This is a genomic window from Nocardia sp. NPDC057455 (assembly GCF_042802775.1).
Classification (GTDB): Bacteria; Actinomycetota; Actinomycetes; order Mycobacteriales; family Mycobacteriaceae; genus Nocardia.
In genome coordinates this window covers 59201-82110 of sequence record NZ_JBHVDM010000009.1, presented here as the reverse complement: position 1 = coordinate 82110, position 22910 = coordinate 59201, and the positions used below count along the sequence as shown (strand labels likewise).

11 protein-coding genes are annotated in these 22910 nt (G+C 67.8%); 4 read left to right on the top strand and 7 right to left on the bottom strand.

Going from position 1 to position 22910, the window contains the following annotated elements; genetic code table 11:
* Window positions 1-65: 65 nt before the first annotated feature.
* From ACFU5M_RS05745 to ACFU5M_RS05730, 4 genes are read right to left on the bottom strand one after another with little or no spacing between them, the layout of a single operon-like run.
* Entirely contained in the window at window positions 66-788 is a 723-nt protein-coding gene (locus tag ACFU5M_RS05745) for a class I SAM-dependent methyltransferase (protein WP_379044300.1), read from the bottom strand.
* Window positions 785-8053: an acyltransferase domain-containing protein gene (locus ACFU5M_RS05740; RefSeq protein WP_379044297.1), complete on the bottom strand. Its 7269-nt coding sequence runs from the start codon at window positions 8051-8053 to the stop codon at window positions 785-787. The genes ACFU5M_RS05745 and ACFU5M_RS05740 overlap by 4 nt, the downstream gene beginning before the upstream one ends.
* Window positions 8050-8547 (bottom strand): OsmC family protein, encoded by a 498-nt coding sequence (locus ACFU5M_RS05735; RefSeq protein WP_379044294.1) that lies wholly within the window; start codon window positions 8545-8547, stop codon window positions 8050-8052. The genes ACFU5M_RS05740 and ACFU5M_RS05735 overlap by 4 nt, the downstream gene beginning before the upstream one ends.
* On the bottom strand, window positions 8534-12454 hold the full coding sequence (locus ACFU5M_RS05730; RefSeq protein WP_379044291.1) for an amino acid adenylation domain-containing protein: 3921 nt from the start codon (window positions 12452-12454) through the stop codon (window positions 8534-8536). The genes ACFU5M_RS05735 and ACFU5M_RS05730 overlap by 14 nt, the downstream gene beginning before the upstream one ends.
* 46 nt (window positions 12455-12500) lie before the next feature.
* Between ACFU5M_RS05730 and ACFU5M_RS05725 the strand changes: the two genes are divergently transcribed.
* Entirely contained in the window at window positions 12501-13586 is a 1086-nt protein-coding gene (locus ACFU5M_RS05725) for an aldo/keto reductase (protein ID WP_379044288.1), read from the top strand.
* A 33-nt stretch (window positions 13587-13619) separates the two neighbouring features.
* Window positions 13620-14234, top strand: a complete 615-nt coding sequence (locus ACFU5M_RS05720) for a class I SAM-dependent methyltransferase (protein ID WP_379044285.1) — start codon at window positions 13620-13622, stop codon at window positions 14232-14234.
* Between the two features lie 306 nt (window positions 14235-14540).
* On the opposite strand, the gene ACFU5M_RS05715 is transcribed toward ACFU5M_RS05720, so the two are convergent.
* Together ACFU5M_RS05715 and ACFU5M_RS05710 are read right to left on the bottom strand one after the other, a co-directional pair.
* Window positions 14541-14744: a cold-shock protein gene (locus ACFU5M_RS05715; protein ID WP_063053901.1), complete on the bottom strand. Its 204-nt coding sequence runs from the start codon at window positions 14742-14744 to the stop codon at window positions 14541-14543.
* Between the two features lie 924 nt (window positions 14745-15668).
* Window positions 15669-16262 (bottom strand): hypothetical protein, encoded by a 594-nt coding sequence (locus ACFU5M_RS05710; protein WP_379044281.1) that lies wholly within the window; start codon window positions 16260-16262, stop codon window positions 15669-15671.
* Window positions 16263-16510: 248 nt separating this feature from the next.
* Here ACFU5M_RS05710 and ACFU5M_RS05705 point away from each other — a divergent pair, with 248 nt between their 5' ends.
* Together ACFU5M_RS05705 and ACFU5M_RS05700 are read left to right on the top strand one after the other, a co-directional pair.
* A complete protein-coding gene (locus tag ACFU5M_RS05705; RefSeq protein ID WP_379044278.1) occupies window positions 16511-17314 on the top strand; it encodes a HEAT repeat domain-containing protein in 804 nt (267 codons plus the stop codon).
* 192 nt (window positions 17315-17506) lie between these two features.
* Window positions 17507-21658, top strand: a complete 4152-nt coding sequence (locus tag ACFU5M_RS05700; protein ID WP_379044275.1) for a TIR domain-containing protein — start codon at window positions 17507-17509, stop codon at window positions 21656-21658.
* A 255-nt stretch (window positions 21659-21913) separates the two neighbouring features.
* Here the strand turns inward: ACFU5M_RS05700 and ACFU5M_RS05695 are convergent, their stop codons facing one another.
* Window positions 21914-22840: an SDR family oxidoreductase gene (locus ACFU5M_RS05695; RefSeq protein WP_379044272.1), complete on the bottom strand. Its 927-nt coding sequence runs from the start codon at window positions 22838-22840 to the stop codon at window positions 21914-21916.
* Between the last annotated feature and the right edge of the window lie 70 nt (window positions 22841-22910).

Genomic DNA, 22910 nt, shown 5'->3' with positions numbered 1-22910 from the left:
GCGGGTCGGGTGGACCGGACATGGTTCGTACAAGGCGTCGCCGCACTTGGGGGTGCGGCGCACCGTCAGCGGGTGAAGCGCAGCAGCCCGGTCGCCGGGTCGGCGTCGGCCGGCCGGAGCCCGGTTGCGCGGGCCTCGGCCGTGAGCCGGTCGGCGTCGGCCGGCCAGACATGGTGTTCGGTGCGTACCTCCTGCACCAGCCGGTCGCCCTGGTAGGTGCGGTAGGTCATCCGCCATATCAGGGAGTCCGCGTCAACGGGGTCGGCGCGGCTCCAGCCCTCGTAACGCAGGTCACCGGCGCGGGCGCTGGTGTAGCGCCGTTCCGCTGAGGGTTCGACGCGACCGGGACGCTGCACTTCCACCACGGCGTCGCCGCCCGGGACCAGTGCGTCCGCGATGGCCGCCCACACCCGCGGGCGGGTGGCGGCGTCGAAGTGCCCGATCACCCCGAGAGCGACCACCGCGGCACACGGCGCGGGCAGTCGGGTATCGAGAAACCCGTTGGGCAGTACGGTGATTCGCTCGCGCAGGTCCTTGCGGGCCGCCAGTCTCGACAGCAGTACCGCGCGCATGGCGGCGGCCGGTTCCACCGCCACGATCCGCGCGTCGGGCAGGGCGTCGGCGACCAGCATGGTCGACAGTCCGGTGCCCGCCCCGATATCGGCGACCGGTCCGGCGATGGTGTCCACCCCGGCGAGCAGCTTCGTCAGCACCGGTTCCACACCGGCCACATACGGCGTGGCCATGAGGTCGTAGAACTCCGCTGCGGCGGCGTAGTCGTCGCTCACAGCCTCTCCGAATCCTCGAGACCGGCAAGCAGTTCCGACACAAGATGAGCGACTGTGCCGACCGCAGGCGGTCGCAGCAGGGCATAGTGATGCGCGGCGACGGGCCGGGAATCGATCACGACGTCGGTGTGCGCGGCCCATCCGAGGTCCGAGAGATCGCCGCAGTCATCGACTCCCATACCGACCCCGGAATTGTGCGGCGCAGGCAGCTCGGCCCGCACCAACAGCATCTCCCGCACCCCACCGTCGAGATCACCGGTTCGATGTGCGCCGAGCGCGCGCAGATGACGCCGGAAGACGTCCTCCTTGAGCCGTTGATCAGCGGGAGCGCCGCGTTCGACGAGGCCCGCGTCCGCGAGTCGGCGCCGGACCTCGGCGCGCTGCAGGTCATCGGGTGCCCGGTCGAAGTCGGGTCCGAATATGTCGGTGTCGATTTCCAGTTCGAGGAACGCCGCCAGCGATCCGAGGTAGCGCGTCCAGAACCCTTGCCCGTCGACATGGTGAATGCGGTCGGCGATATTCGAGTCGAGCAGGACCAGCGCCTCCACGGTCTCACCGGCGGCGCGCAGCCGCCGGGCCACTTCGTGCGCGATGATCCCGCCCATCGACCAGCCGCCGATCCGGTAGGGACCGGCGGGCTGGTGAGCGCGCACCACCCCCTCGTACACCCGTGCCAGATCGGCGATCGTCTCCGGACCGGGCGCGCCGACCAGTTCCGGGTCCTGGATGCCGATGATCGGTGCGCGGGTATCGAGCGTCCGGGCCAGATCGACGTAACAGAGTACGTCGCCACCGGTCGGGTGGATCAGGAACAGTGGTCGGCCGGTGCCGTCGCGCAGCGGGACCAGGCAGTCGCGTGGAAGCGACTGTTCCGGTGCCTCGTGCCGCGCGGCGGTGGCGACCGCGGCCAGGGTTGGGTCGGCGAGGAACTCCCGTGGCGTCACCACCAGGCCGAGGTCACCGCGCAGGCGGTTGAGCATCCTGATGGCGAGTACGGAATCTCCCCCGGCGGTGAAGAAGTCGGTACCCCGGTCGATATCGAGCGGGGCATCCACCATCCGCTTCCACAGTTCGGCGATGGCGTGCTCGGTGGCGGTGGCGGGTGGGCCGCTCACCGCGGCGGGGCTCGGCGCACCGGCCGTGGGCGCGGGCTTCTCGGTATCGGGCAACTCGACCGTCGCCGTCCAGGTCTCGGGCCGGTCCACCAGCGCGGTGACGTTATCGCACACCTCCGCGAACAGGGTGTCGAGCACGCCCGGTGGGAACAGTTCCGCGACGGCGTCCAGGTTCACGGCCACCGAGTCGTCCCAGTCCCACTGGAACACCTGCATGTCCAGGGCCACTTGCGGGGTGCGCACGCGCTGGTAGAAGTCGCGTACCCCCACCGTGTCGGGGGTGCCGCCCGGCGGATGCAGCCCGAGGGTGCTGTGGAAGACCACCGGGGCCTGGGGGGTGGTGTCGCGCCGGCGCCGGGCCAGTTCCCGCACCACCTCCACGCCGGTGACCTGTCCGTGGTCGAGCATGGTGGCGGTGGCCTCCTGCACATGCCGTGCGGCGGTCAGGAATGTCGGCCGGGCGGGCAGGGCGATATCGAGCAGCACCGTGCCCGCGTAGGGGCCGATGGCGTGATCGAGATCGCGGGGAAGGTGCAACCGGTTGAGATACAGCACATTCAGCAGGAACCGGCGGTGCCCGGCCAGGCGGGCCAGCGCCAATGCCCAGCAGGTGGCGAACGCGGCGGTCGGGGTGATGTTGTACTCGGCGCAGCGATCGCGTAGGACCGCCATGCTCGCACCGGTCACCCGGAATTCCCGGCGCTCCAGAGTATCGGGGCGCACTTGGTCGAACGGTATCGCCAAGGGCAGCGCCGGGGCGGGCGGCAGATCGTCGATCCGTTCCCACCACCAGGCGCGCTGTGCCTGCCATTCGGCTTCGTCACGCTGGCGGGAGATGGTCTCCACGTAGTCGCCGAAGTGGGCGGTGAGCGCCGGCAGCACGGTATTCGGGTCGTCGAGGTAGGTGAACAGCTCGGTGAACATCAGCTGGACGGACCATCCGTCGGCCACGAGCAGGCTGCACACGATATGCAGGCTCACTTCGTCGCCCGGCAGCCGGGCGGCGGTGATGGTGAACGGCCACGGATCCATTCGGGGGCCGGTGCGCTGTAGTTCGGCGCGAATGGCGGCCAGCCGCCGATCGATCTCACCGGCGTCGGCCCTCCGCAGGTCGAGATGGGTGATGGGGAGGACGGCCAATCGGGGGTCGTCGGCGCGCAGCACCTGCTGGGTGCCGTCCGGCAAAAAGATCGCCCGCAGCATGGGCTGGCGTTCCACCTGCCGCCGCAGCACGGTGTCGAGGACCGTGGGGTCGATGCCCGTGAGCCGGAAGTCGACATAGTTGTGCGCTGAGTCGTAGCTGAGCGCGTACCCGTGCTGCTGTCCCACCCAATACGCCTGTTGCAGCGGGGTGAGCGGGAACGGTGCGGTGGGGTCGGCTTGGCGCGCCAGTTCGACAGCGGTTACCGCGGCACCGGTGCGGCGTTCATCGATGAGCGTGATGAGGTCGGCGAACGATAGGTCCCCTACCAGTTCCGCCACGGGCACAGCGACGCCGAGTCGCTGGCGCACCATGGTGGCCATGCGCACCGCCAACACCGAGTCGCCACCCAGGCCCACGAATGTGGAGTCGGTTCGGACGACACCGGCGTCGAGGTTGAGCACCTGGGTCCAAATGGCAGCCACGGCCTCGGTCACGTCCTCGTCCCCATCCGCCCGGCTCATCGCGGCGTCCAAGGCGGTCCACGCCTCCGGGGTAGCGGCGAGGCGGCGTAGCCACTCCACATAGGAGGCGAACGCCGTATCCGCGGCTGCGGAATCGAGGACGGTCTCGAGGACATCCCACTGCAGTTGCAGACCACCGGCGTGAACGAATGCCTGGTGGTCCAGCCACACCTGCGGGGTCTGGCTCACCCCGTGCACGATCGGGCCCGCCCATTCCAGGTCCGGGGCACCGCCGACCAGTTGGGCGACATCGAGCGCACTGGTGAACACCACCGGCAGCAGCCTGCGCTGCCCGCTACGGGTGGACAGTTCGGCGAGCAGATCCAGCGCGGAGTACTCGCGGTGGTCGATATCGTCGAAGAGTCGCCGTTGAGTCTGCGCCGCCCGGTCAGCGAAGGTACCTCCGCCGGTGCGGTCAACCTCATGGGCGAGCAGCGTGGTGAAATCGCCGACCGCGGAGTCGATGCCGGGCAGTGCCACCGGCCGGTCGACCAGGGTCAGCGACAGCGTGAACCGATCGTCGCCGGACCAGGCGGCGAGCACGTCCGAGTACGCGGTGAGCAGGACCGCCGAGGGTGTGACACCGTGATCGGCGGCCAGCCGCCGCAGCTGCTGCCATTCCTCGGGTGCGAGCCGGGCATCGCGGCGGCCGAACCACGGCTGGGCCTGGGTACGGGTGCGTGTAGGCAGGTTGGGCGGACCGGCCAGGTCCTCCATCCGGCTGTGCCAATAGTCGATCGCCCGCCGCCGAGCCGCGGAGTCCGAGCGGGACTCGGTGTATGCCACATAGTCGGCGAACCGGGTCGGCAGCGGCGGCAATACGGCCGTTGTGTCGGTGTAGAGCAGACGCAGGTCGCGGTCGAGGACCAGGAAACTCCCGGCGTCACAGATGAGGGCGTCGATTCCGATGAACAGACGGGTGGTGGTGTCGTCGAGTACCGCGGCACGCACATCGAACAGCGGCCAGCGGTCGGGGCGGTGCACCCGATGAGACAGCCGCCGCCGCAGCTCGGTGAGGGTGTCCTCGCGCGCCTGGCCTGCGGAGGCGGTGAGGTCGTGGCGACGAATCCGGAACTCCGGCACCTCGGGGAGGATCTGGTTGCGTCCGTCCTCGGTGATGACGGCACGCAGCATCTCGTGCCGCCGGATCGCCAGGTTCCACGCCTGCTCGTAGCGCTCCAGATCCAGTTTGTCGCAGTCGTATTCGAGATAGATGTGACAGGACACGTCGCTCAGCCCGAATGCGCCCGATCGGCCCACCCAATACGCGTGCTGTAGCCGGGTCAGCGGGAAAATAACAGGATCCACCTCGACGACCGGTATCTCGTCCCGACGCACAGGTTCGATATCGGTGGCGGGAGAGACGGGCGAATCGACGCTGGCGGAGGGCGGCGCCGGGCGGCGATCTCGCAGCAGCGTGGCAAAGGCGGCCACGGTCGAGTGCGAGAGCAGCTCTCGCATACGGATATCGGTGCTCTCGCGCTCGTTGAGGATGTCCAGCATGCGCGTCGCCAGCATGGAGGTTCCGCCGAGTGCGAAGAAGTCGGCCTCGGCGTCGTCGACCTTCTCGCCCAGCGTCTCCGCCCAGAGCACGGCGATCGTTTCCTCTTCCGGAATGGTGATCCGCGAAAGTTCGGGACGTTTCGTCATTGCGTTCGGCGCAGCAACGGGAGCGCCGTTGGACAGCGCGGGTGCGGTGAATGACACGACCGGCTCGAGGACCGCCGCCGGGGACTCGTTCGGTGCGCTCACCACCGATACGAGCTCGGTTCGCTCCTCTGGTCCGAGGACAGCCGCGACCCCGTTCGTCTCCGGAGCAGGATCGGATACGACGCGGTCCGGTTCGGCCGGTGACATTTCGCTGACGGCAGGCGGATCGATCCAGATCCGGCGGCGCTGGAAGGGGTGGGCGGGCAGCCGGACGCGCCGGCGACGGCGGTGCAGGGCCGCCACGTCGATATCCGCGCCGCCGCACCAGAGGTGGCCGACCGCGGTGAGAAGTGCGGCACGGTCGGCGGTGCCGCCCTCCGTCCGTTCCTCGGCGTCGGGCAGGGTGCTCAGCGCGGCGGTGAGGCCGTCGGGTGCGTTGCGGCGCGCGAAGGTGGCGAGGGTACTGCCCGGTCCTACCTGGACGAGGGTGGTCGGGGCCGCCGCCGTCGCGGTCTGCAGGGCGGAGGCGAAAAGTACCGGTTCACGCAGGTGTCGCGCCCAGTGCTCGGCGTCCAGGGATCGGGCCCTGCGGCCGGTGAGAGTGCTGTAGAGCGGCAGGCCGGACGGTGCGAATGCCACACTCGCCGCCGCGGCGCGCAGCGGCGGGACCGCCGCCGCGACGGCAGGCGAGTGCAGGGCCGCGGCGACGTGCAGCCTGCTCGTGCTGATTCCGGCTCGACCGAGGGCGGCCGCGAACTCCTCGACAGCCGTGGCCGGTCCGGAGACCACACAGGCATCCGGGCCGTTGACCGCTGCCAACGCTATCGCCGGGTAGCGCGCCAGCGCCGCACGCACGTCTTCCTCGGCGAGTGGGACCGCCAGCATCGCGCCAGGCGCGGCATCTGCCAGCGCCGACGATCGGACTGCCACCAGGCGCGCGGCGTCGGGCAGGCTCAGTGCTCCCGCGACCACCGCCGCCGCGTACTCACCGAGGCTGTGGCCGATGACACCGTCGGGCTCGATGCCGTAGCCGCGCAGAGTCCTCGCGGTGGCGAGCGACACCGCGAACAACGCAGGCTGGCCGTAGCGCACGTCGTCGACGTCATCGCGCGGGGCGCGGCCGGTGACGATCTCGCGGATGTCGTAGTCCAGCAGGGGCTTCAGCGCTTCGGCGCATTCGTCGATACAGGCGGTGAACACCGGCTCGTCGCGGTAGAGCCCGGCACCCATCCCCGAATACTGTGCACCCGCGCCCGGAAAGGCGAAGACGATATCCGCTCGCCTGGGCGGTACCTGTGTGAGGGTGATCGGGCGCGGGCCCGGGTCCTGATCGGTCATCAGTGCGGCGGCACGCCATCCGGAGTCCGAATGTCGGCCGCTCGAGACGGTGTAGGCGTAGTCGGCCCGATCGTCGGCCGTCACGGCGGTCGCGGCCTGCGCGAGTTGGTCTCGGCATCCGGATTCCGCGGCGGCCGATATCAACAGCAACTGTGCGCGCGGGTCGGGATCGGGGTCGCTCGACTCACCGTGCGAGGGCGCCTGTTCGAGCAGTACGTGGCAGTTGGTGCCGCCGATGCCGATCGAGCTCACCCCGGCGATCCGGGTGCCGTCGCGCTCCGGCCACTCCCGGGTGCGCTCGACGGCGTCGAACAACCCGCGATGGCGTTCCAGATCGGGATGACCGGGACGCGCGTGCAGGGTTGCCGGAATGCGGCGATGCCACAGCGCGAGTGCGGTTTTGATCAGCGACGCGATTCCGGCCGCGCTGTTGGTGTGGCCGATATTGCTCTTCACCGAGCCCAATGCGATCGGCTCCGGCGCCGCGCGGTCGGCGAACACCGCGGCCAGCGCCGACAGTTCGATCTGGTCACCGAGGGCGGTCGCCGTGCCGTGTGCCTCGATCAGGTCGACGGCGTCGATCCCGATATCGGCCACGGCGAGCGCCTCGCTGATCGCGCGTGCGTGCCCTGCCGCCGACGGGGCGGTGAAACCGGCCTTACCGCCACCGTCGTGGTTCAGCGCACTGCCGCGCAGCACCGCGTAGATCGGGTCGCCGTCGGCCAGCGCGTCCGCGAGCCGTCGCAGTACCACCATGCCCACGCCCTGGCTGTGCACCATACCGGTGGCGTCAGCCCCGAACGACCGGGTATGTCCATCCGCGGAGAAGATCGCGTCGGGCACGTGCAGGTAGCCGCGTCCCTGCGGGACGATCAGCGACGCACCGCCTGCGAGCGCCGCGTCGCACTCCTCCGACAGGAGGGCCTGCGCGGCCAGGTGCACCGCGACCAGCGAGGTCGCGCATGCGGCCTGCACCGCTACCGCAGGGCCGGTGAGGTCGAGCCGGTAGGCGATCTGCTGCGGGAAGTAGTCGGTGAGCGTGCCCGTTTCCGCCTGCAGCCGACCGAGCGGATCCCGTTGCGCGCCGTGGCGGTAAGCGACGAGGTTGTGCTCCAGATAGTCGCTGCGCGAGGCCCCGGCGAATACGCCGACCGCGTCCAACCCGGCGCCACCGCGATACCCGGCGTCGCCGAGGGCGTCCCATGCGCATTCCAGCAGCAGCCGCAGCTGCGGATCCATCAGGGCGGCATCGTGCGCGACGATGCCGAAATGCTCCGGGTCGAATCGGTCCTGTCCGTCGATGACCGCCCCGACCGGTACATAGTTGCGGTGCCCGCGCAGTTCGGCGGGTACGCCTCTCGCGGCGAGCTCCGCGTGGTCGAACCGGGTCAGTCCTTCCCGGCCCGAGGCGATCAGGTCCCAGTAGGCGGCCAGGTCCGGTGCGCCCGGGAATCTACAGGCCATCCCGACGATGGCGACGGCATTGTCGTCGTTCACGATTCGATCTCCAATTCCGAGTCCACCGCCAGGTCGCCGCGCATCATGGCCAGCACCGGACAGGACGCCTCCACGAGCTGGTGCAGCTCGCGATACCGGGCCGCTTCAGCCGGGCCGCCCACCCGGGCCCGGACCCGGATACGACCCGGCTGCACCGGCTCGGCGAGCCCGAAGACCGGCCCGAGGTCCACGTCGGCGTCGACGTCCACCGACAGCGAATGGATAGCGATTCCCAGCCGTGCCGCATGGAAGCGGTATGTGACCGCCTGACAGGTGCCCAGCGCGGCCAAGGCCATCCCGATCGGGTCGGGACCTGCGTCGCCGCCGCCCGCGGCCACGGGTTCGTCGACCACGAGGGTGTGCCTGCCGATGCGCACCCGCATCTCGGTGGGTGTGTCCGGACGGTGTGCGGTACGGGCGATGAACCGCTGTCTTCGGTCGGCCGCGCGGCCCGAGGCGGTGCGCAGCCGGAACACGGTGTCAGCGAACGACATCCGCGAGCCTCGCTTTCGTTCGGTGGGCGCGGCGACGGTGGCCGCGCGCTACGGCGTCGGTGAGATCGATCGACACGGCGCCGGATTCGCGGGTGGTGGTCTCCAGGTCGGTGTGGTCGACGATCCAGTCCGCCAACCGCCGGACGGTGCCGAGCCGGAAGATGTCTGGGACGGTGAGCGCCGGGGTCAGATGCCGCAGCTTGCGATGGGCACGGACCAGGGTCAGGGAGGTCGCGCCGAGATCGTTGAACGGGGTGGTTGCCGCGATATCGGGGCCGAGCAGGTCGGTGAAGACCTGGGCGACCGCGGATTCGATCCGTGCGCGGGTAGCCGGGGCGGTCGGCGTCGCAGCGGTGAGGACGAGCTCGGCCGCGTCGCCGTAGTGCGCCTCGGCGATGAGTCCGCGGGCCGTGGCCGCGGTATGCAGACGACCGACCCACTCGCCGGCGTTACTCACCGCGACGCCGTCGAGTGGTTGCGCGCGTAGGGTCAGCGCCAGTCCCAGCGCCTCGGCCTGCCGTGCGGCGTGCAGCAGCCAGTCGTCGGCCGGTGTGCTCGCCTGTTCTTCCGCCAGAACCGGCGTATCGGCGAGATCGCCTGATGGGGCGGCTCGGCCTGCCGTGCTGTCGACGGCCGCAAGATCGGCCATGGGGGTGATTCGGCCGGGAACCGGTCGTCCGTTCCCGGCCGGAACTGCACCGACCGCCGGGGTGTATTCGGCTGGTGCGGTGGTCTCCGTCCCGGCTCCCTCGCGACGGAACGGGTTCGGCAACCGAGAATGGTCGACCTTGCCGTTGGATGTCAACGGTAAATCTTCCAACAGCACCCACCGAGACGGCACCATGTACTGCGGCAGATGACGTGCCGCATGCCCGGCGAGTTCCGCGGTCTCCACCGGTGTGTCTCCCGCCACCACGTAGATTACGAGCTGCGGCCGGTCGTCCGCCCCCGGCACCGCCGCCGCCACACACCGGCGCACAGCCGGATGCCGGTCGAGTACGGCCTCGATCTCCCCGAGCTCGATGCGGTGGCCGCGGACCTTGACCTGCCGGTCGACGCGGCCGAGGAACTCGATGGTTCCGTCGGGCCGCCACTTGCCCAGGTCACCGGTTCGGTACAGCCGCTCCCCCAGCCGGTCGTGCCGGATGAAGCGCCGGGCAGTCTGCTCGTCGTCACCGACATACCCGCGTGCCAGACCGGCCCCTCCGATGTGCAGTTCACCCGACATGCCGACCGGGCAGGGCAAGCCGTCCTCGTCGAGCACGAGGAAGAACTGTTCGCGCAGCGCCCTGCCGTACGGGATGCTGGTCCACTCGGGCCGCACCTCTTGGACGGGATGGCAGATCGACCAGATGGCGGCCTCGGTCGCGCCGCCCAGACTGATTACACGCACCTGCTCGCCGATCACCGCGCGCAGCCGGTCAGGCAGCGACAGCGGGATCCAGTCACCGGACAGCAGCAGCACGCGCAGCGAGCGCAACCGTGCGGCCGCCGCGGGATCGGCCTCGGCGTATTCGATGAGCATCTCCGCGAGCGCGGGTGCGGTGTTCCACACCGTCACCCGGTGAGTGGCGACGAGTTCGCACCAGTGGCCCGGATCGCGCAGCCGGTCGGCGTCCGGGAGGACGAGCGCCCCGCCCGCGCCGAGCACGCCGAAGATGTCGTACACGGACAGATCGAAACTCAGCGCCGACAGCGCGAGCACCCGGTCGCCCGGGCCGATGCCGAAACGATCGTTGATGTCGTCGATCGTGGTGCGGGCGGCGCGGTGCTCGACGGCGACCCCCTTGGGTTCACCGGTCGATCCGGAGGTGAAGATGACATAGGCCAGATCGTCGTCCGCGGTGGCGATCGGCTCGCCGACGGTGACGGCGCCTGCCGGGGCGTCGAGCGGGTGTGCGGTGACGTTCTCGGGCAGCTCGACCTCAGGGACGGCGAGGGCGTGGGTGATTTCGGCGCGGCGACAGACCGAGGCGATGCGCGAGGCGGGCCATTCCGGCTCGATCGGCACGAATGTCGCTCCGGCCCAGAGCACCCCGTAGACGGCGACGATCTGTTCTGCCGACTTGGAGGCGAGGACCGCCACCCGGTCGTGCGGCCGGACCCCGGCCGCGATCAGCCGGCCGGCGACCTCGCGCGCCCGCGCGGACACCTCGCCGTGCGTGCGTGATCCCGTGGTGGACAGCACCGCTGCGGCGTCAGGCCGCTCGGCCACCTGGTGGCGCTGCAGGTCCAACAGCAGTCCTGCGCCGAGTCCGGCAGGGAGCGGTTGCACCCTCTCGAAGAACGGGTTCCACCCCAGTTCCGCGGTGTCCCAGGCATTGTCGTCCTCGGCCAGCCGCCGCAGCAGGCGAGCGTGGGCGGTGAGCATGCTGTCCACGAACCCCGGCGGGAAAACCTGCTCGACGGCATCCCACGCCAGCCGCAGACCGCCCGCCTCGTCCCAGACGATGTGATCGAGTGTCACCTGCGGTGTCTGCGACACCCCGAACACCTCGTCGCCCAACCAGCCCGCGGCCGGGCCGTCGGCCTGGCCGAGCCCGACGCCGCTGGTGAACACCACCGGATAGCGCGGGGCGAGGTCGGCGGTCTGCTCGCGCTGCACCTCGACACCGCTGTAGGAGCGGTGTTCCAGGTCGGCCCAGAACCGCGTGTTGACGCGGCGAGCGTAGTCGGCGAACCCGAGCCGATCTCCCGGGTTCGGCATCTCGACCAGCGCGGTGGTGCTGAAATCCCCGACGACGCCCTCGTTGTCCCCGCCGTCGTCGGAACGGTCGAACAGGGTGGCATTGAGGCAGAACGCGTCGATGGCTCCCCACCGCGACAAAGTGAGTCCGAAAGCCGCGAGCAGCACCGCGGTAGGGCTGAGTCCGTGCTGTGCGGCGCGAGAGCTGAGAGCCGTCCAGTGCTCCGGCGCGAGCCGCGCTTCGTGACGCCGGAATCGGGCGGTGCGAATCGTTTCGGGAGCGACCGCATAGGGCAGCCGAGGCCCTGGCGGCAGAGTGGCCAGCCGCTCCTGCCAGTAGGCGCGATCCCGTTCCCGGCGGCCCACCTCTGCCCCGCGGCGGGCGCGCACGATACTCAGGAACGACGTCGGCGGCGGTGGCAGTGCCGCGTCCGGATCCGCGACCAGCTCCCCCCACTCGCGCATGAGCTGAATCCAGCTCGCCATATCCAGCACGATGATGTCGAATCCGACGAAAAGCCGCAGCGCGCCGGACGGCAGAAGCGCGGCGTGGATGTCGAACAACGGTCCTGCCGCGGTATCGCGCACCTGATGCGACTTCTCGTGCCGTAGCCGCAGCAAGGTCGCGGCGGCATCGCCCGCGGGATCCCGCAGGTCGGTGACCTCGATGCGGTAGCGCCGCGCCGGCGGCAGTACCCGCTGACGACCGTCGTCGGTCACGATGGCCCGCAGCATGTCGTGGCGTGCCACCACCGTGTTCCACGCCGTCTCCAGCGCGCTGACTTCGGACCGCGCGTCGGCTGCCACGAATCGTTCCGGATCGCGGTCGAATTCGAAGTAGTAGAACGTGGCCACCCCACCGAGCGGCATACCGGCCTCGCGGCCCACCCAGTAGGAGGCTTGAATGGGAGTCAGTTCCTCTTCGACGACGATCTCGGAGACCACGCCGGGCGGCGTCGGCGAGACGGGCTCACGATGCGTCGAATCGGCGGATTTCTTGCGCTTTTCGATCTCGGCGACCAGAGAGTCGAGCGTAGCTCCGACGAAGGCTTCCAGGGGCACGCGCACCCCGGTGCGTTCGGCCAGACGCAGGTGCAAGCGGGCGGCGAGAAAGGAATCCAGCCCGTGTTCCTGCAAGGGGCGCCGTGCGTCGATCCCGCCCGCATCGATTCCGAGAACCGTTGCGGCGCAACGCCGCACTTCTGTATCGATTGTTGCCATCTCCAGCCCTTGCTCGGAAAACTCAGCGGGCCTACACTAAACGATAATGACAACGTTTTTCAACAATGCGCTCGATAGCTACCAGCTACTGGGACGGTCGGGCCTGCGTGTATCACCGATGGCTTTGGGCACCATGACCTTCGGAACCGACTGGGGTTGGGGGGCCGACAAGAACGAGGCTCGGCGCATCTTCGATGCCTACGTCACACGCGGCGGCAACTTCCTCGACACGGCAGGCAACTACACCAACGGCACCGCCGAGGAATGGCTCGGTGAGTTCGCCGCGGCCGACCGCGAGGCGCTCGTCCTGTCTACCAAGTACACCCTGCTGCGGCGGCTCACCGATCCGAATTCCGGCGGCAACCATCGCAAGAACATGGTCGCCTCGGTCGAGGCGAGCCTACGCCGCCTGCGCACCGACTATCTCGACCTGCTCTACCTGCACATGTGGGACAACCTCACACCGCCCGAGGAGATCTTGCGCGGCATGGACGATTTGGTTCGCGCGGGCAAGGTGCTGTATGTCGGCATCTCGAACACCCCCGTCTGGCAGATCGCGCGCATGCAGACAATTGCCGACTTGCGGGGGTGGACGCCGCTCATAGCGGTCCAATCGGAGTACAACCTGACCGAACGCACAACCGAACACGACATGCTGCCGATGGCCCGCGAACTGGGGCTCGGTGTGGTCGCCTGGTCGCCATTGGCGGGTGGCGTGCTCGCCGGCAAGTACACCAGGGCCGATCTGCCGTCGGATGCGCGACGGCCGGTGGTGGGAACCACTCGCAAAGACCTGATCGTCGCCAACGACGGTCTCGACGAACGGTCGCTGACCGTGGCCGAAACCGTATGCCAAGTGGCCCGGCAACTCGGCCGGTCGCCGGCGCAGGTGGCCCTCGCCTGGCTACAGCATCAACCAGGCGTCACCGCGCCTGTGCTCGGTGCCCGAACTCGCGCGCAACTCGAGGACAATCTCGGTGCACTGAACCTCACCTTCGACGACCACCACCTCGAGCGCCTCGACAGTGCATCCGCCGTCACGCCGGGATATCCACACAACGTACTCGCACGCCCGGTGGCGCGCCGAAGCATATTCGGAGACATGCCGATTCAGCCGACTTCTCATCGCTGAGTCACCTTTCGACGATCACGACAGGAAACCGCCTTGGCATTTTTCGAGCTGTTCATCGACCGCCTGTTGCGCAGACCTCGCGGACCGCTGGCACGGTTGATGTGGCGGGACATGAAGTCCCACCATGAGATCTTCCGCGATACGTTGGCAGAGCTTCACCTCTCCGACAGCGACCACTTGCTCGAGGTGGGCTGCGGCGGTGGCACCTTCGCCGCTCGTGCGCTCGAAACCGGCTGTCGCGTGACCGCCGTGGATCACAGCGCCGATATGGTCGCGCTCACCAGATCGAGAAACGAAACCGCCGTACGCGAGGGCCGCCTCGAAGTCATCGAAGCCGCCGCGGAAGCATTGCCCTTACCGGACAGGCGCTTCAGCAGCGCGACCGCCATGAACATCCTCTTCTTCGTCGACGCGCCCGCCATGCTGTCCGAACTGCATCGCGTCCTCGAACCGAACGGTCGCCTTGTCCTGCACACCGTCGCACCCGATCCTCCACGGTCGCTCATGCCACCGCCGGTCGCCAAGCGAGCTCGCTTCCACTCCGACACCGAACTCGTCGGCATGCTCGAAGCCGCGGGCCTGCACGAGCCACGCATCAGGCGCGTAGACAACGCCTTCCAAATCGCCGCCGCCACGCGGCCGGCCTGATCGAGCGGGCCGGGCGCGCACCACAAATGCGTATGCCCCGCCCTGACGGCTCACTGCCTTTGCGACAAGCCCACGGCGACAGCGCAGTTTCCATATGAAGCGACGACCGCCCGATCCATGCACCGGATGGCGACCTGTGACCGATCACGCACAACACCTACCGATGCCGAACCCCATGCGGACAGCACCGCAAACCGGCCGCTCTCTCCGCGCGTCCCGACAGTAGTTCGGATGACCTCGAGTGCCAGCCCATGCGTGAAAAGCAAGAAACCCGCGCCGTGACGCGGGTTTCCGGTTTGTCAGCTCTTAGATGGCGCGCACGCTCTGGGCCTGCGGGCCCTTCTGGCCCTGGCCGACCTCGAACTCGACACGCTGCCCCTCGTCGAGGGACTTGAATCCGGAGCCGGAAATCTCGGAGTAGTGAACGAAAACGTCAGGACCGCCACCGTCTTGCGCGATGAACCCGAAGCCCTTTTCGCCGTTGAACCACTTCACACTGCCTTGCGTCATGTACTTTGTATTGCTTTCTGTAGTAAGCCGAGCGATCACTTCAACAGCCCGTGCTCACCGACAAGCATGCCACACCTTCCCCCGGGAGCGCGCGGCCGTCCCGAACGGGGCCTTCTCCGGCTACGGTCGATCACCTTCCAGAACACCCCCGACCCGTGGCTACCGCCCGAACTGCGCCGTTGATGACGCGGCACGTTGCTACCGCAAGCGCTCGTCGTCAACGGCCCGACCGAGGCCGGCAGCTGCGGAAATCGGATTAGCCGGATGTTCAAGTTGCACCTCGGGCGTGGGCCGTAAGTTTCGGCGAGATCCGGATGACGGATCCACCAGTGGGCGCGATGCCGAACTCCTCTCAGGCCAGACCGTCCTGGTCCGTTGAGCCGGCCGGCCGCATAACGGACACAAGCCACGAAGGCGAACGGCAGCAGGTGAACCGGTCGACCCCCGAGCATGACGATGGAATCAACGGCGGATCCGACACCTGTTCTGCGTTCAGGTCCAGACCCTCACTTATGAGCACAGCGGCCGGACTACGAAGTCGTCGGATGCGGGAAACGCGCGTCCACCCCGTAGATCAGACACTCCCCCGGTCAGCAATTTTGTCGTGTGGTGTCGGCTAGAGCGCGGCGGACACCGAGCACGACGCGAACCACGGCTGGAGATAGCCGTTACCCATCTACCCGGCCCGCAGGGCGGAATCCCTGTCGACAAGTCCGGCAACGATGGCCGGGGGCGCCCCGTCGCGGCGAGAATGTCGGCACGGCGGGTACCACCTGCAGACGATCGCCCGCCACCCGCACCATCTACGCATACCGCTACCTCATCCCGATCGTCAGCCGCTGATCGGAACAGCTGATAGGAACGACGACTCACCCGGCGGGGTCACTCGATAGACCTACTTCACCGGCAATGGGAAGCCTCGGTTCAGAACTTGCCGGTGTGGTGCTCGATTCGGTGCCCGAGTCGGGTGGCGAATTCGTTGATGAAGTCCTCGGTGAGGGGCGGCCAACCCCAGAAGTCGAAGGCGAGGGCACCCAGGGCGAAGCCGTCTGTCCAACGCCAGGTGGTGATGGGGCTCGGCGTGGTGCAGGAGGGGCAGATTGCCGAGCCGGTGCCTGTTCGTTTCCAGGTGTCGATCGCGTCGGAGAACGGCTGCCATACGGCCGGATCGGCTTCCCATTGTTGTGGGTAGTCGATGATCACGGTGGTGGCCTGGCAGCGTGGGCATACCGCGGAGGCCGGTTCGATGCCGCCCTGGCCGGGATAGTGGTCGTGGCGTCCGACGATGACGGCGACGGGGCCGGGGATCCAATCGGCGCCCCATTCATGGGTGATCTGCGGCCAGTCCGGACCTGGCACATAGCCTTCGTCGGCGTGGAGGCTGTACATCGCGTCGCGCGAAGTCTCCCGAAGCAGCCATCGCCGCGACACCATCCAGTCCACCATGTGCTCGGCCAGCGTGCTCGCGTCGACCGAGGTCACGTCGAGGTCGACGATACGTTCGAAATAGTCACCCACACCCGCATCCTGCCACCGAGGACCGACGCCCGTACCCCAGTCAGCTGGGCGCCGAATGGCTCCCTCTGATCGGCAACTAAAACTGTTCCCCGGCAACATTATTCGATTTCATCGCCCTCGGCGAAAACCCTCTCCTCCCTTGCCGAAGTCCGTGCCGAGCCGACCTTTGCTCAGCCAGGCATGCCCTACCAGGTCTCCGGGGTGAAACGCGGCTGGGGACCAGGATCATCGCCATGTACCGTTGGGCGGTGAACCCAGCTGATGCGCGAAGCCTCAAAGCCGGTGATCTCGCGACCCGCGAGGAAAAACTGCGGCTCCTGCTCGTGTGGGCTGCTGACGGCGACGCATCCGCCAAGGAAGCACTGCGCGCGCTCGTCCGCGACTATCCCGACTATCACCGGTCGCTTTACAGCCGGGCGTTGAACCGCGCGGCGGTCTTCGGCGACGACACTCTGAAGGCACCGCTGCTCGCGTCACTCGCCGACACTCGGTACAACTGCCAGGCATGGGCGGCGATGGGCTGCGCGGCGCTCGGCTTCCGCGATGCGGTTCCCGGCTTGGTTGCGATGCTGGACCACTCACAGGAGATGGCTCGAGAGCAAGCGGTGATCGCTCTGGGCACCCTCGGCGACGAATCGGTCGTCCCGGCGCTCACGCCCGTACTGCGGGACTCGATCAGCGGGATGCGCGAACGGGCTGCCGAGGCCCTCGGCATGATCGGCGGTGATGCGGCCTTGGCTGCACTATGGGACGAATTCGAGAACCGCCGGTACTTCCGCATCGGCTATATCGCCAGCGCGCTGGCGAAGTTCGCCCCGGACATCATCCCGAGGCTGTGCGTGGCAGCCGACAGTGACGACCCGGACCAGCGATATTGGGCGGCTGTCGCGCTCGGATCGACCGGCGATGATCGTGCCGTGCCGACGCTGGAACGGCTGATGGCCCACGACCGGGGCCCAACAGTCTTCGACGGCATGGTGAGCGTCGCCGCGAAGAAGGGCCTCCGCACGCTGCGACGAATCCAGGCCGCAATCGCAGCCCGCGAATCCTGAAGATACAGCTGCCGTAGCCAGCGGGCCACACTGCACTGCGACGAGGGTGAGGAAGCCGAGGAAGTGGGAAACGTGATCGGCCGAGCGTCCGGTTGCGCTGCAACAGGTCTGCCGTGACACCTCATTCCGGTCCAGTCCGGCGTGCGGTAGCGTTGACGAGCGCGAGATGGTTCTCTCCATCAAGGGGGCGTGATGACGCGGCTGTTCCTGAGTCATTCGAGTCGGAACAGTGTGCAGGCTGTCGCGTTGTTGCGATGGTTGGTCGAGCAAAGGCCCGCGTTGGCGGGCAACATCTTTCTGGATCTCGACGAGAAATCGGGGATCGTTCAGGGTGTCCGTTGGCGGGATGCGCTACGCACAGCTTTGGCACGATGCGAAGCGGTGATCTGCTTGACCTCGCGGGATTGGCACACCTCAACCGAGTGCGTTGCCGAGTACCTGACGGCGGTGAATCTGGGCAAGCGGATTTTCTGTGCCCGGCTGGACCGGAGTACCGATACGGATCCGGATCCGACCCGTGAATGGCAACGGTGCGACCTTTTCGGCGACGGTCCGGTGACCGAAATCCAGGTCGATGGGCAACTCGAGCCGGTGCGGATGCGCACCGAAGGTTTGCGCAGATTGTTGGATGGCCTGGGCGATGCCGGGATCGGTGCCGAGAACTTCCCGTGGCCGCCCGCCGGCGAGCCGGATCGGTCGCCGTACCGGGGTTGGCGTCCCTTCGATGCCGTGGACGCCGCCGTGTATTTCGGACGCGAAGTGCAGATCATGGCGGGTCTGGAACATTTGCGGCGGATGCGCTCGATCGGCGCCGAGTCGATGTTCGTGGTGCTGGGAGCGTCGGGGACGGGTAAGTCGTCGTTTCTGCGTGCGGGATTGTTGCCGCGGCTGGCTCGGGAAGATCGGCACTTTCTCGTGCTGGACATCATGCGGCCGGAACGTCGAGCGTTCACCGGTGCGCACGGCCTGGCCGCGGTTATCTACGCCACGCGAACGCGCCTCGGGTTGACCACTCCGACGCTCGGGGAGATCAAATCCGCGTTGCCCGACGTGGATCGCTCTCGTGAGTGGCTCGTCCAGATGCAGCATGCCGCGCGAGCCAGGTGGCCGTCCGACGATGTCGATACGCCCGTGCCGACGTTGTTGTTGCCCATCGATCAAGCCGAAGAGCTGTTCGTCGCCGACGCCGGTGCGCAGGGTGAGCAATTCCTGGAGCTGCTCGGCCTGCTGCTCGCAGGACAGGACGACATGGGCACACAGCATGTGGCGATAAAAGCGGCGGTCACCATTCGTACCGATCGCTATGAGCAACTACAGAATGCGGTGCATTTGAAGACGGTGTCGCGATTCGTCTTCGACGCGCTCGAGCCGTTGCCGCGGACCCAGTTCAAGGAGGTCATCACCGGGCCGGCGGCTCGCGCCGACGACAGTGCGGAATTGCGCATCGAACCGGAGTTGGTGGATCGGCTGCTGGCCGACGGTGATCATGGCGCCGACACCCTGCCGCTGCTGGCATTGACGCTGTCGCGACTCTACGACGACTATGCCGCGAGCGGAACCCTCACTGTCGAGAACTACAACGCGTTGGGCGGTATGGACCGGGTCGTCCACACCGAGGTCGAATCGCTGCTGTCCCCCGACCCGCGGATACGGCGACGGCAGTTGGAGGTGTTGCGATCGGCATTCATCCCCGCGTTGGCGACCATCGATCCCGACAACGATCAGCCGATGCGTCGCATCGCTCGCTGGGACGACTTCCCCGAGGAGGCCCACGAGCTGATCGACGGATTCGTGGACAAGCGGTTGCTGGTCAAGGACCGCCGCGACGGCGAGGTGGTCGTGGAAGTCGCACTGGAAAGTTTACTGCGGCGGTGGGATTCGTTGGCCGGATGGCTCCGGGCGCAAGCAGACGACCTCAAGGCCGCCGATCGCCTCGAGCGTGCTGTCGAAGGCTGGGACCGCAACGGTCGTGACCAGTCGTGGCTTTTGGAAGGCACCCGGCTTGCCGAAGCCGAAACGCTCTCGGCGAAAACGGAATATCAGCGACGGCTCCAGCCCGCCCGTGAATTCCTCCTCGCGTCCCGCCGGCGGCAACAGGATCGCCTCACAGCATTGCGTCGCCGGGCCCGAGCGCTCGCGGTCTTGCTGGTCGTCGCCGTCGTCGTGGCGGGATTGGCCGGAGCCGGGTTCTGGCAAGCCTATGCCGCGGGTAAACGGGCGGAGGCCGCGAGCGTCCGGGCCGACGCGCGCACCCGCGAGGCGGTCGGGCGACAGTTGATCGCAGAAGCGCAGGCCATGGTCGAGCAGAGCCGGTCCGGTGGCGATATCCGAGCTGTTCAACAGATTCTCGCGGCACACGCTCTCGCACCGAGCCCGGAGACCGCGGGCGCTATCGTCGGTGCGCTGTATGAGCGGCGACAGACAGCCAAAATCGTCGACACCGGGTCGGAAGTCTGGGATGCGGTGTTCAGTCCTGATGGGCGTCGGGTGGTCACCGGCGGTCTCGATTTACGGTTGCGGTCGTTGGATGCCGATTCCGGTGAACCGGTCGAGGAGCCGCAGCAGATCCCCACAGGTACCCTGGGGGTTCAATTCAAACGGCTCAGCCCGGACGGGCGCCGGGCCGTCACCAGCCAGTTGGGCGGGCCGCTGCGATTGTGGGATGTCGAATCCGGACAACCGACCGGGCAGCCGCTGAACGTCGATCTCGGCCTGTTAGGGGATGTGGCTGTCAGCCCGGACGGGCGGCGAGTCGTCACCGGCGGTCAGGACGGGACCGTGCGATTGTGGGACGCCGAGTCCGGCCGGCCGATCGGGCGGCCGATGACCGGCCACACCAACGCAGTAGCCAGCGTGGTATTCAGCGCAGACGGGCGGCGGGTCGTCTCCGGCAGTTACGACAGGACCGTGCGATTGTGGGACGCCGAGTCCGGCCAGCCGATCAGACAGCCGATGACCGGCCACACCACCTCCGTGGAGAGCGTGGTATTCAGCCCGGACGGGCGGCGAGTCGCCTCGGGGGGCTCCGATGGGACGGCTCGTTTGTGGGATGTCGAGTCGGGCCGATCGATCGGGAGGCCGCTGAACGGTCATGCCGACTATGTGTCGAGTCTGGCGTTCAGTCCTGATGGGCGCTGGGTCGTGACCGGTGACTACGGCGGGATCATGCGTTTGTGGGATGTCGGGACAGGGCGATTGATCGGCGAGCCTCTGCTCGGCCACACCGGAGGCGTCATGAATGTCGCGTTCAGTCCGGATGGCAGGCGAATCGTTTCCGGCGGCCTCGATAAAACGGTGCGGATGTGGGATGTCGGGGCGGGGTATCTGGTCGGGCAGCCGCTGATCGGTCACAGCGACATTGTGGCGAGTGTGGCCTTCAGTCCGGATGGTAGACGTATCGCCTCGGGCAGTTCCGATGGGACGGTGCGGTTGTGGGATGTCCGTTCCGGGCAATTGCTAGGAGAGCCGCTGATCGGCCACACCCGAGGTGTGAGACGCGTGGTCTTCAGTCTTGACGGTAGGAAATTCGTCTCTGTCAGTTATGACGGGACGATGCGATTGTGGGATGTCGACGCGGGGCGGCCGATCGGGGAGCCGCTCACCGGCCTCGGCAACGCCGTCCCGAACGCGGCTTTCACTCCGGACGGTAAACGTGTTGTCTCCGGTTCCGACAAGAAATTGCTGTTCTGGGATGCCGAGTCCGGCAGAAGGATCTGGGAACTGCCGATCGGAGACAGAGTCGGCGCGGAGGATGCGGTCTTCAGCTCGGACGGTACGCGAGTCGCGACGGATTACGGCGGAACGGTGCAGTTATGGGATGTCGAGTCCGGGCGCAAGATCGAAGAACTGCTGAGCAGCAGCAGCGCCCCCGTGAGCAGCATGGCATTCAGTCCCGACGGGAAGCGGTTCGCCACCGGTAGCCACGACGGGATGGTGCGGTCGTGGGATATCGAGTCCGCACGACCGCTCGGCCAACCGACGGTCGGCCACAACGACATCGTGGGGGGCGTAGCTTTCAGCCCAGATGGCAAGCGGATCGTCTCCGGTAGCCGCGACAAGACGGTGCGGTTGTGGGACGCCGAGTCCGGACAACTACTCGGCAGGCCGATGATCGGCCATACCAACGAGGTATCCAGCGTGGCGTTCAGCCCGGACGGGACGCTGGTCACCTCCGGAAGTTGGGATACGACGGTGCGAGTATGGCCTGCCTACGACGCCGATCCCGAGAAGCTGTGCGCCAAACTCACTTCCAATATGAGCTTTCGCATTTGGAGTGACCGGGTGCGCATACCGAACCAACCCTACATCGAACTCTGCCCCGGACTGCCGATCAGCCCCAACTGAGGACGCACGCATGCCGGTAGCCGATGTCCGCCGCCGCGAGCGCGCGTGGAGGCGCGCCGAGTTCGCCCGGGTGGTCGGGGTTCGAGCGCCGCAGCGCGGACGCAGGTCGAGCAGCCACCCCACGCCGCCCCACCGGTGAGCTTCCCGAGGAGCGCTCCGGCCGTGAGGCCGTAGACGCCGATGGTCAGCGTCCAGCCACGTTCAGGGCACAGTAATCACACCGCTCCGCTGGTGAAGCTGGAGGGCTGCTTGAGTTCAGGCAGCCGGGGTGTGCCAGTCCTGCCGCGCGGCCCACTGCTCGAGGGTTGTCGTGGTCAGGCCGTAGGCGGCGGCGTGGTGGGGGCGTGCGGGGTAGCCGACGAGGTCGTTCCAGATCTGGCTGTACGCCGAGGGTGCGCCGAGGCGCCGCGCCTGCTCCTCCGGGGATACGAAGACGGCAGTGATCTCTCGGCTGGCGGCCTTGGAGAGGGTGTCGGCGATTTCGGTGTGGGTCAGCGCGTCGCCTGCGAGGTCGATCTCGGCTTGATGGAACTTGCCGGGATCGGCCACGGCGGCGGCGACCGCCGCTCCGAAGTCGTCGGAGTTGATGAGCGCCAACACGGTCTGCGGGCTCGTAGCGGTGACCAGCTTGTCCTGAGCCAGGTCGGGGAACTGGTATTCGCGTTTGGGCGGGAGGTAGTTGTCCATGTAGAAGGCGGGCTTGAGGATGGTCCAGTGGTCGAAGCCCGCCTGCCGGATCACCTCCTCCGCGGCCTCCTTCTCGTCCCAGTACGCCTTCATCACAGGGTCGGTGATCTCGATGTCGGGGTGCTGTTCGCGCCACCCGGTCGCCGAGACGGAGGTGTGGATGATCTGGGTGACGCCCGCGCGTTTGGCGGCGGTGGCGATATTGCGGGCCTGGCGCTGCTCGGCGCCGGGATCGGCCGGGTCGACGCCCGCGAGCTGCACGGAGAAGACCGCGTCGTGTCCGGCGGCGGCGGCCTCGAGGGATGCGGGGTCCTCCAGATTTCCGGTCGCGAGGGCGACGCCCTGCGCGGCGAGCGCCTGGGCGGGGGCCGAAGCGGGGTCGCGCACGAACGCGGTTACGGGGTGTCCCGCGCGGAGGAGGGCCTGGACTGCTGCGCCGCCCTGCATGCCTGTTGCCCCGGTGACCAGCACTTTCGCCTTGTCCTTCGATGTCACAGCTCGTCCTGCTTTCGGTTGGTCGCGATTGATCGGTTCATGAGCATGAACGCCCGTCAACTAGAGACTG

Coding starts and splice junctions, on each gene's coding strand:
- ACFU5M_RS05735 (WP_379044294.1), bottom strand. CDS start 8,547: ATGTCGTTCGCTGACACCGTGTTCCGGCTGCGCACCGCCTCGGGCCGC.
- ACFU5M_RS05730 (WP_379044291.1), bottom strand. CDS start 12,454: ATGGCAACAATCGATACAGAAGTGCGGCGTTGCGCCGCAACGGTTCTC.
- ACFU5M_RS05725 (WP_379044288.1), top strand. CDS start 12,501: ATGACAACGTTTTTCAACAATGCGCTCGATAGCTACCAGCTACTGGGA.
- ACFU5M_RS05715 (WP_063053901.1), bottom strand. CDS start 14,744: ATGACGCAAGGCAGTGTGAAGTGGTTCAACGGCGAAAAGGGCTTCGGG.
- ACFU5M_RS05700 (WP_379044275.1), top strand. CDS start 17,507: ATGACGCGGCTGTTCCTGAGTCATTCGAGTCGGAACAGTGTGCAGGCT.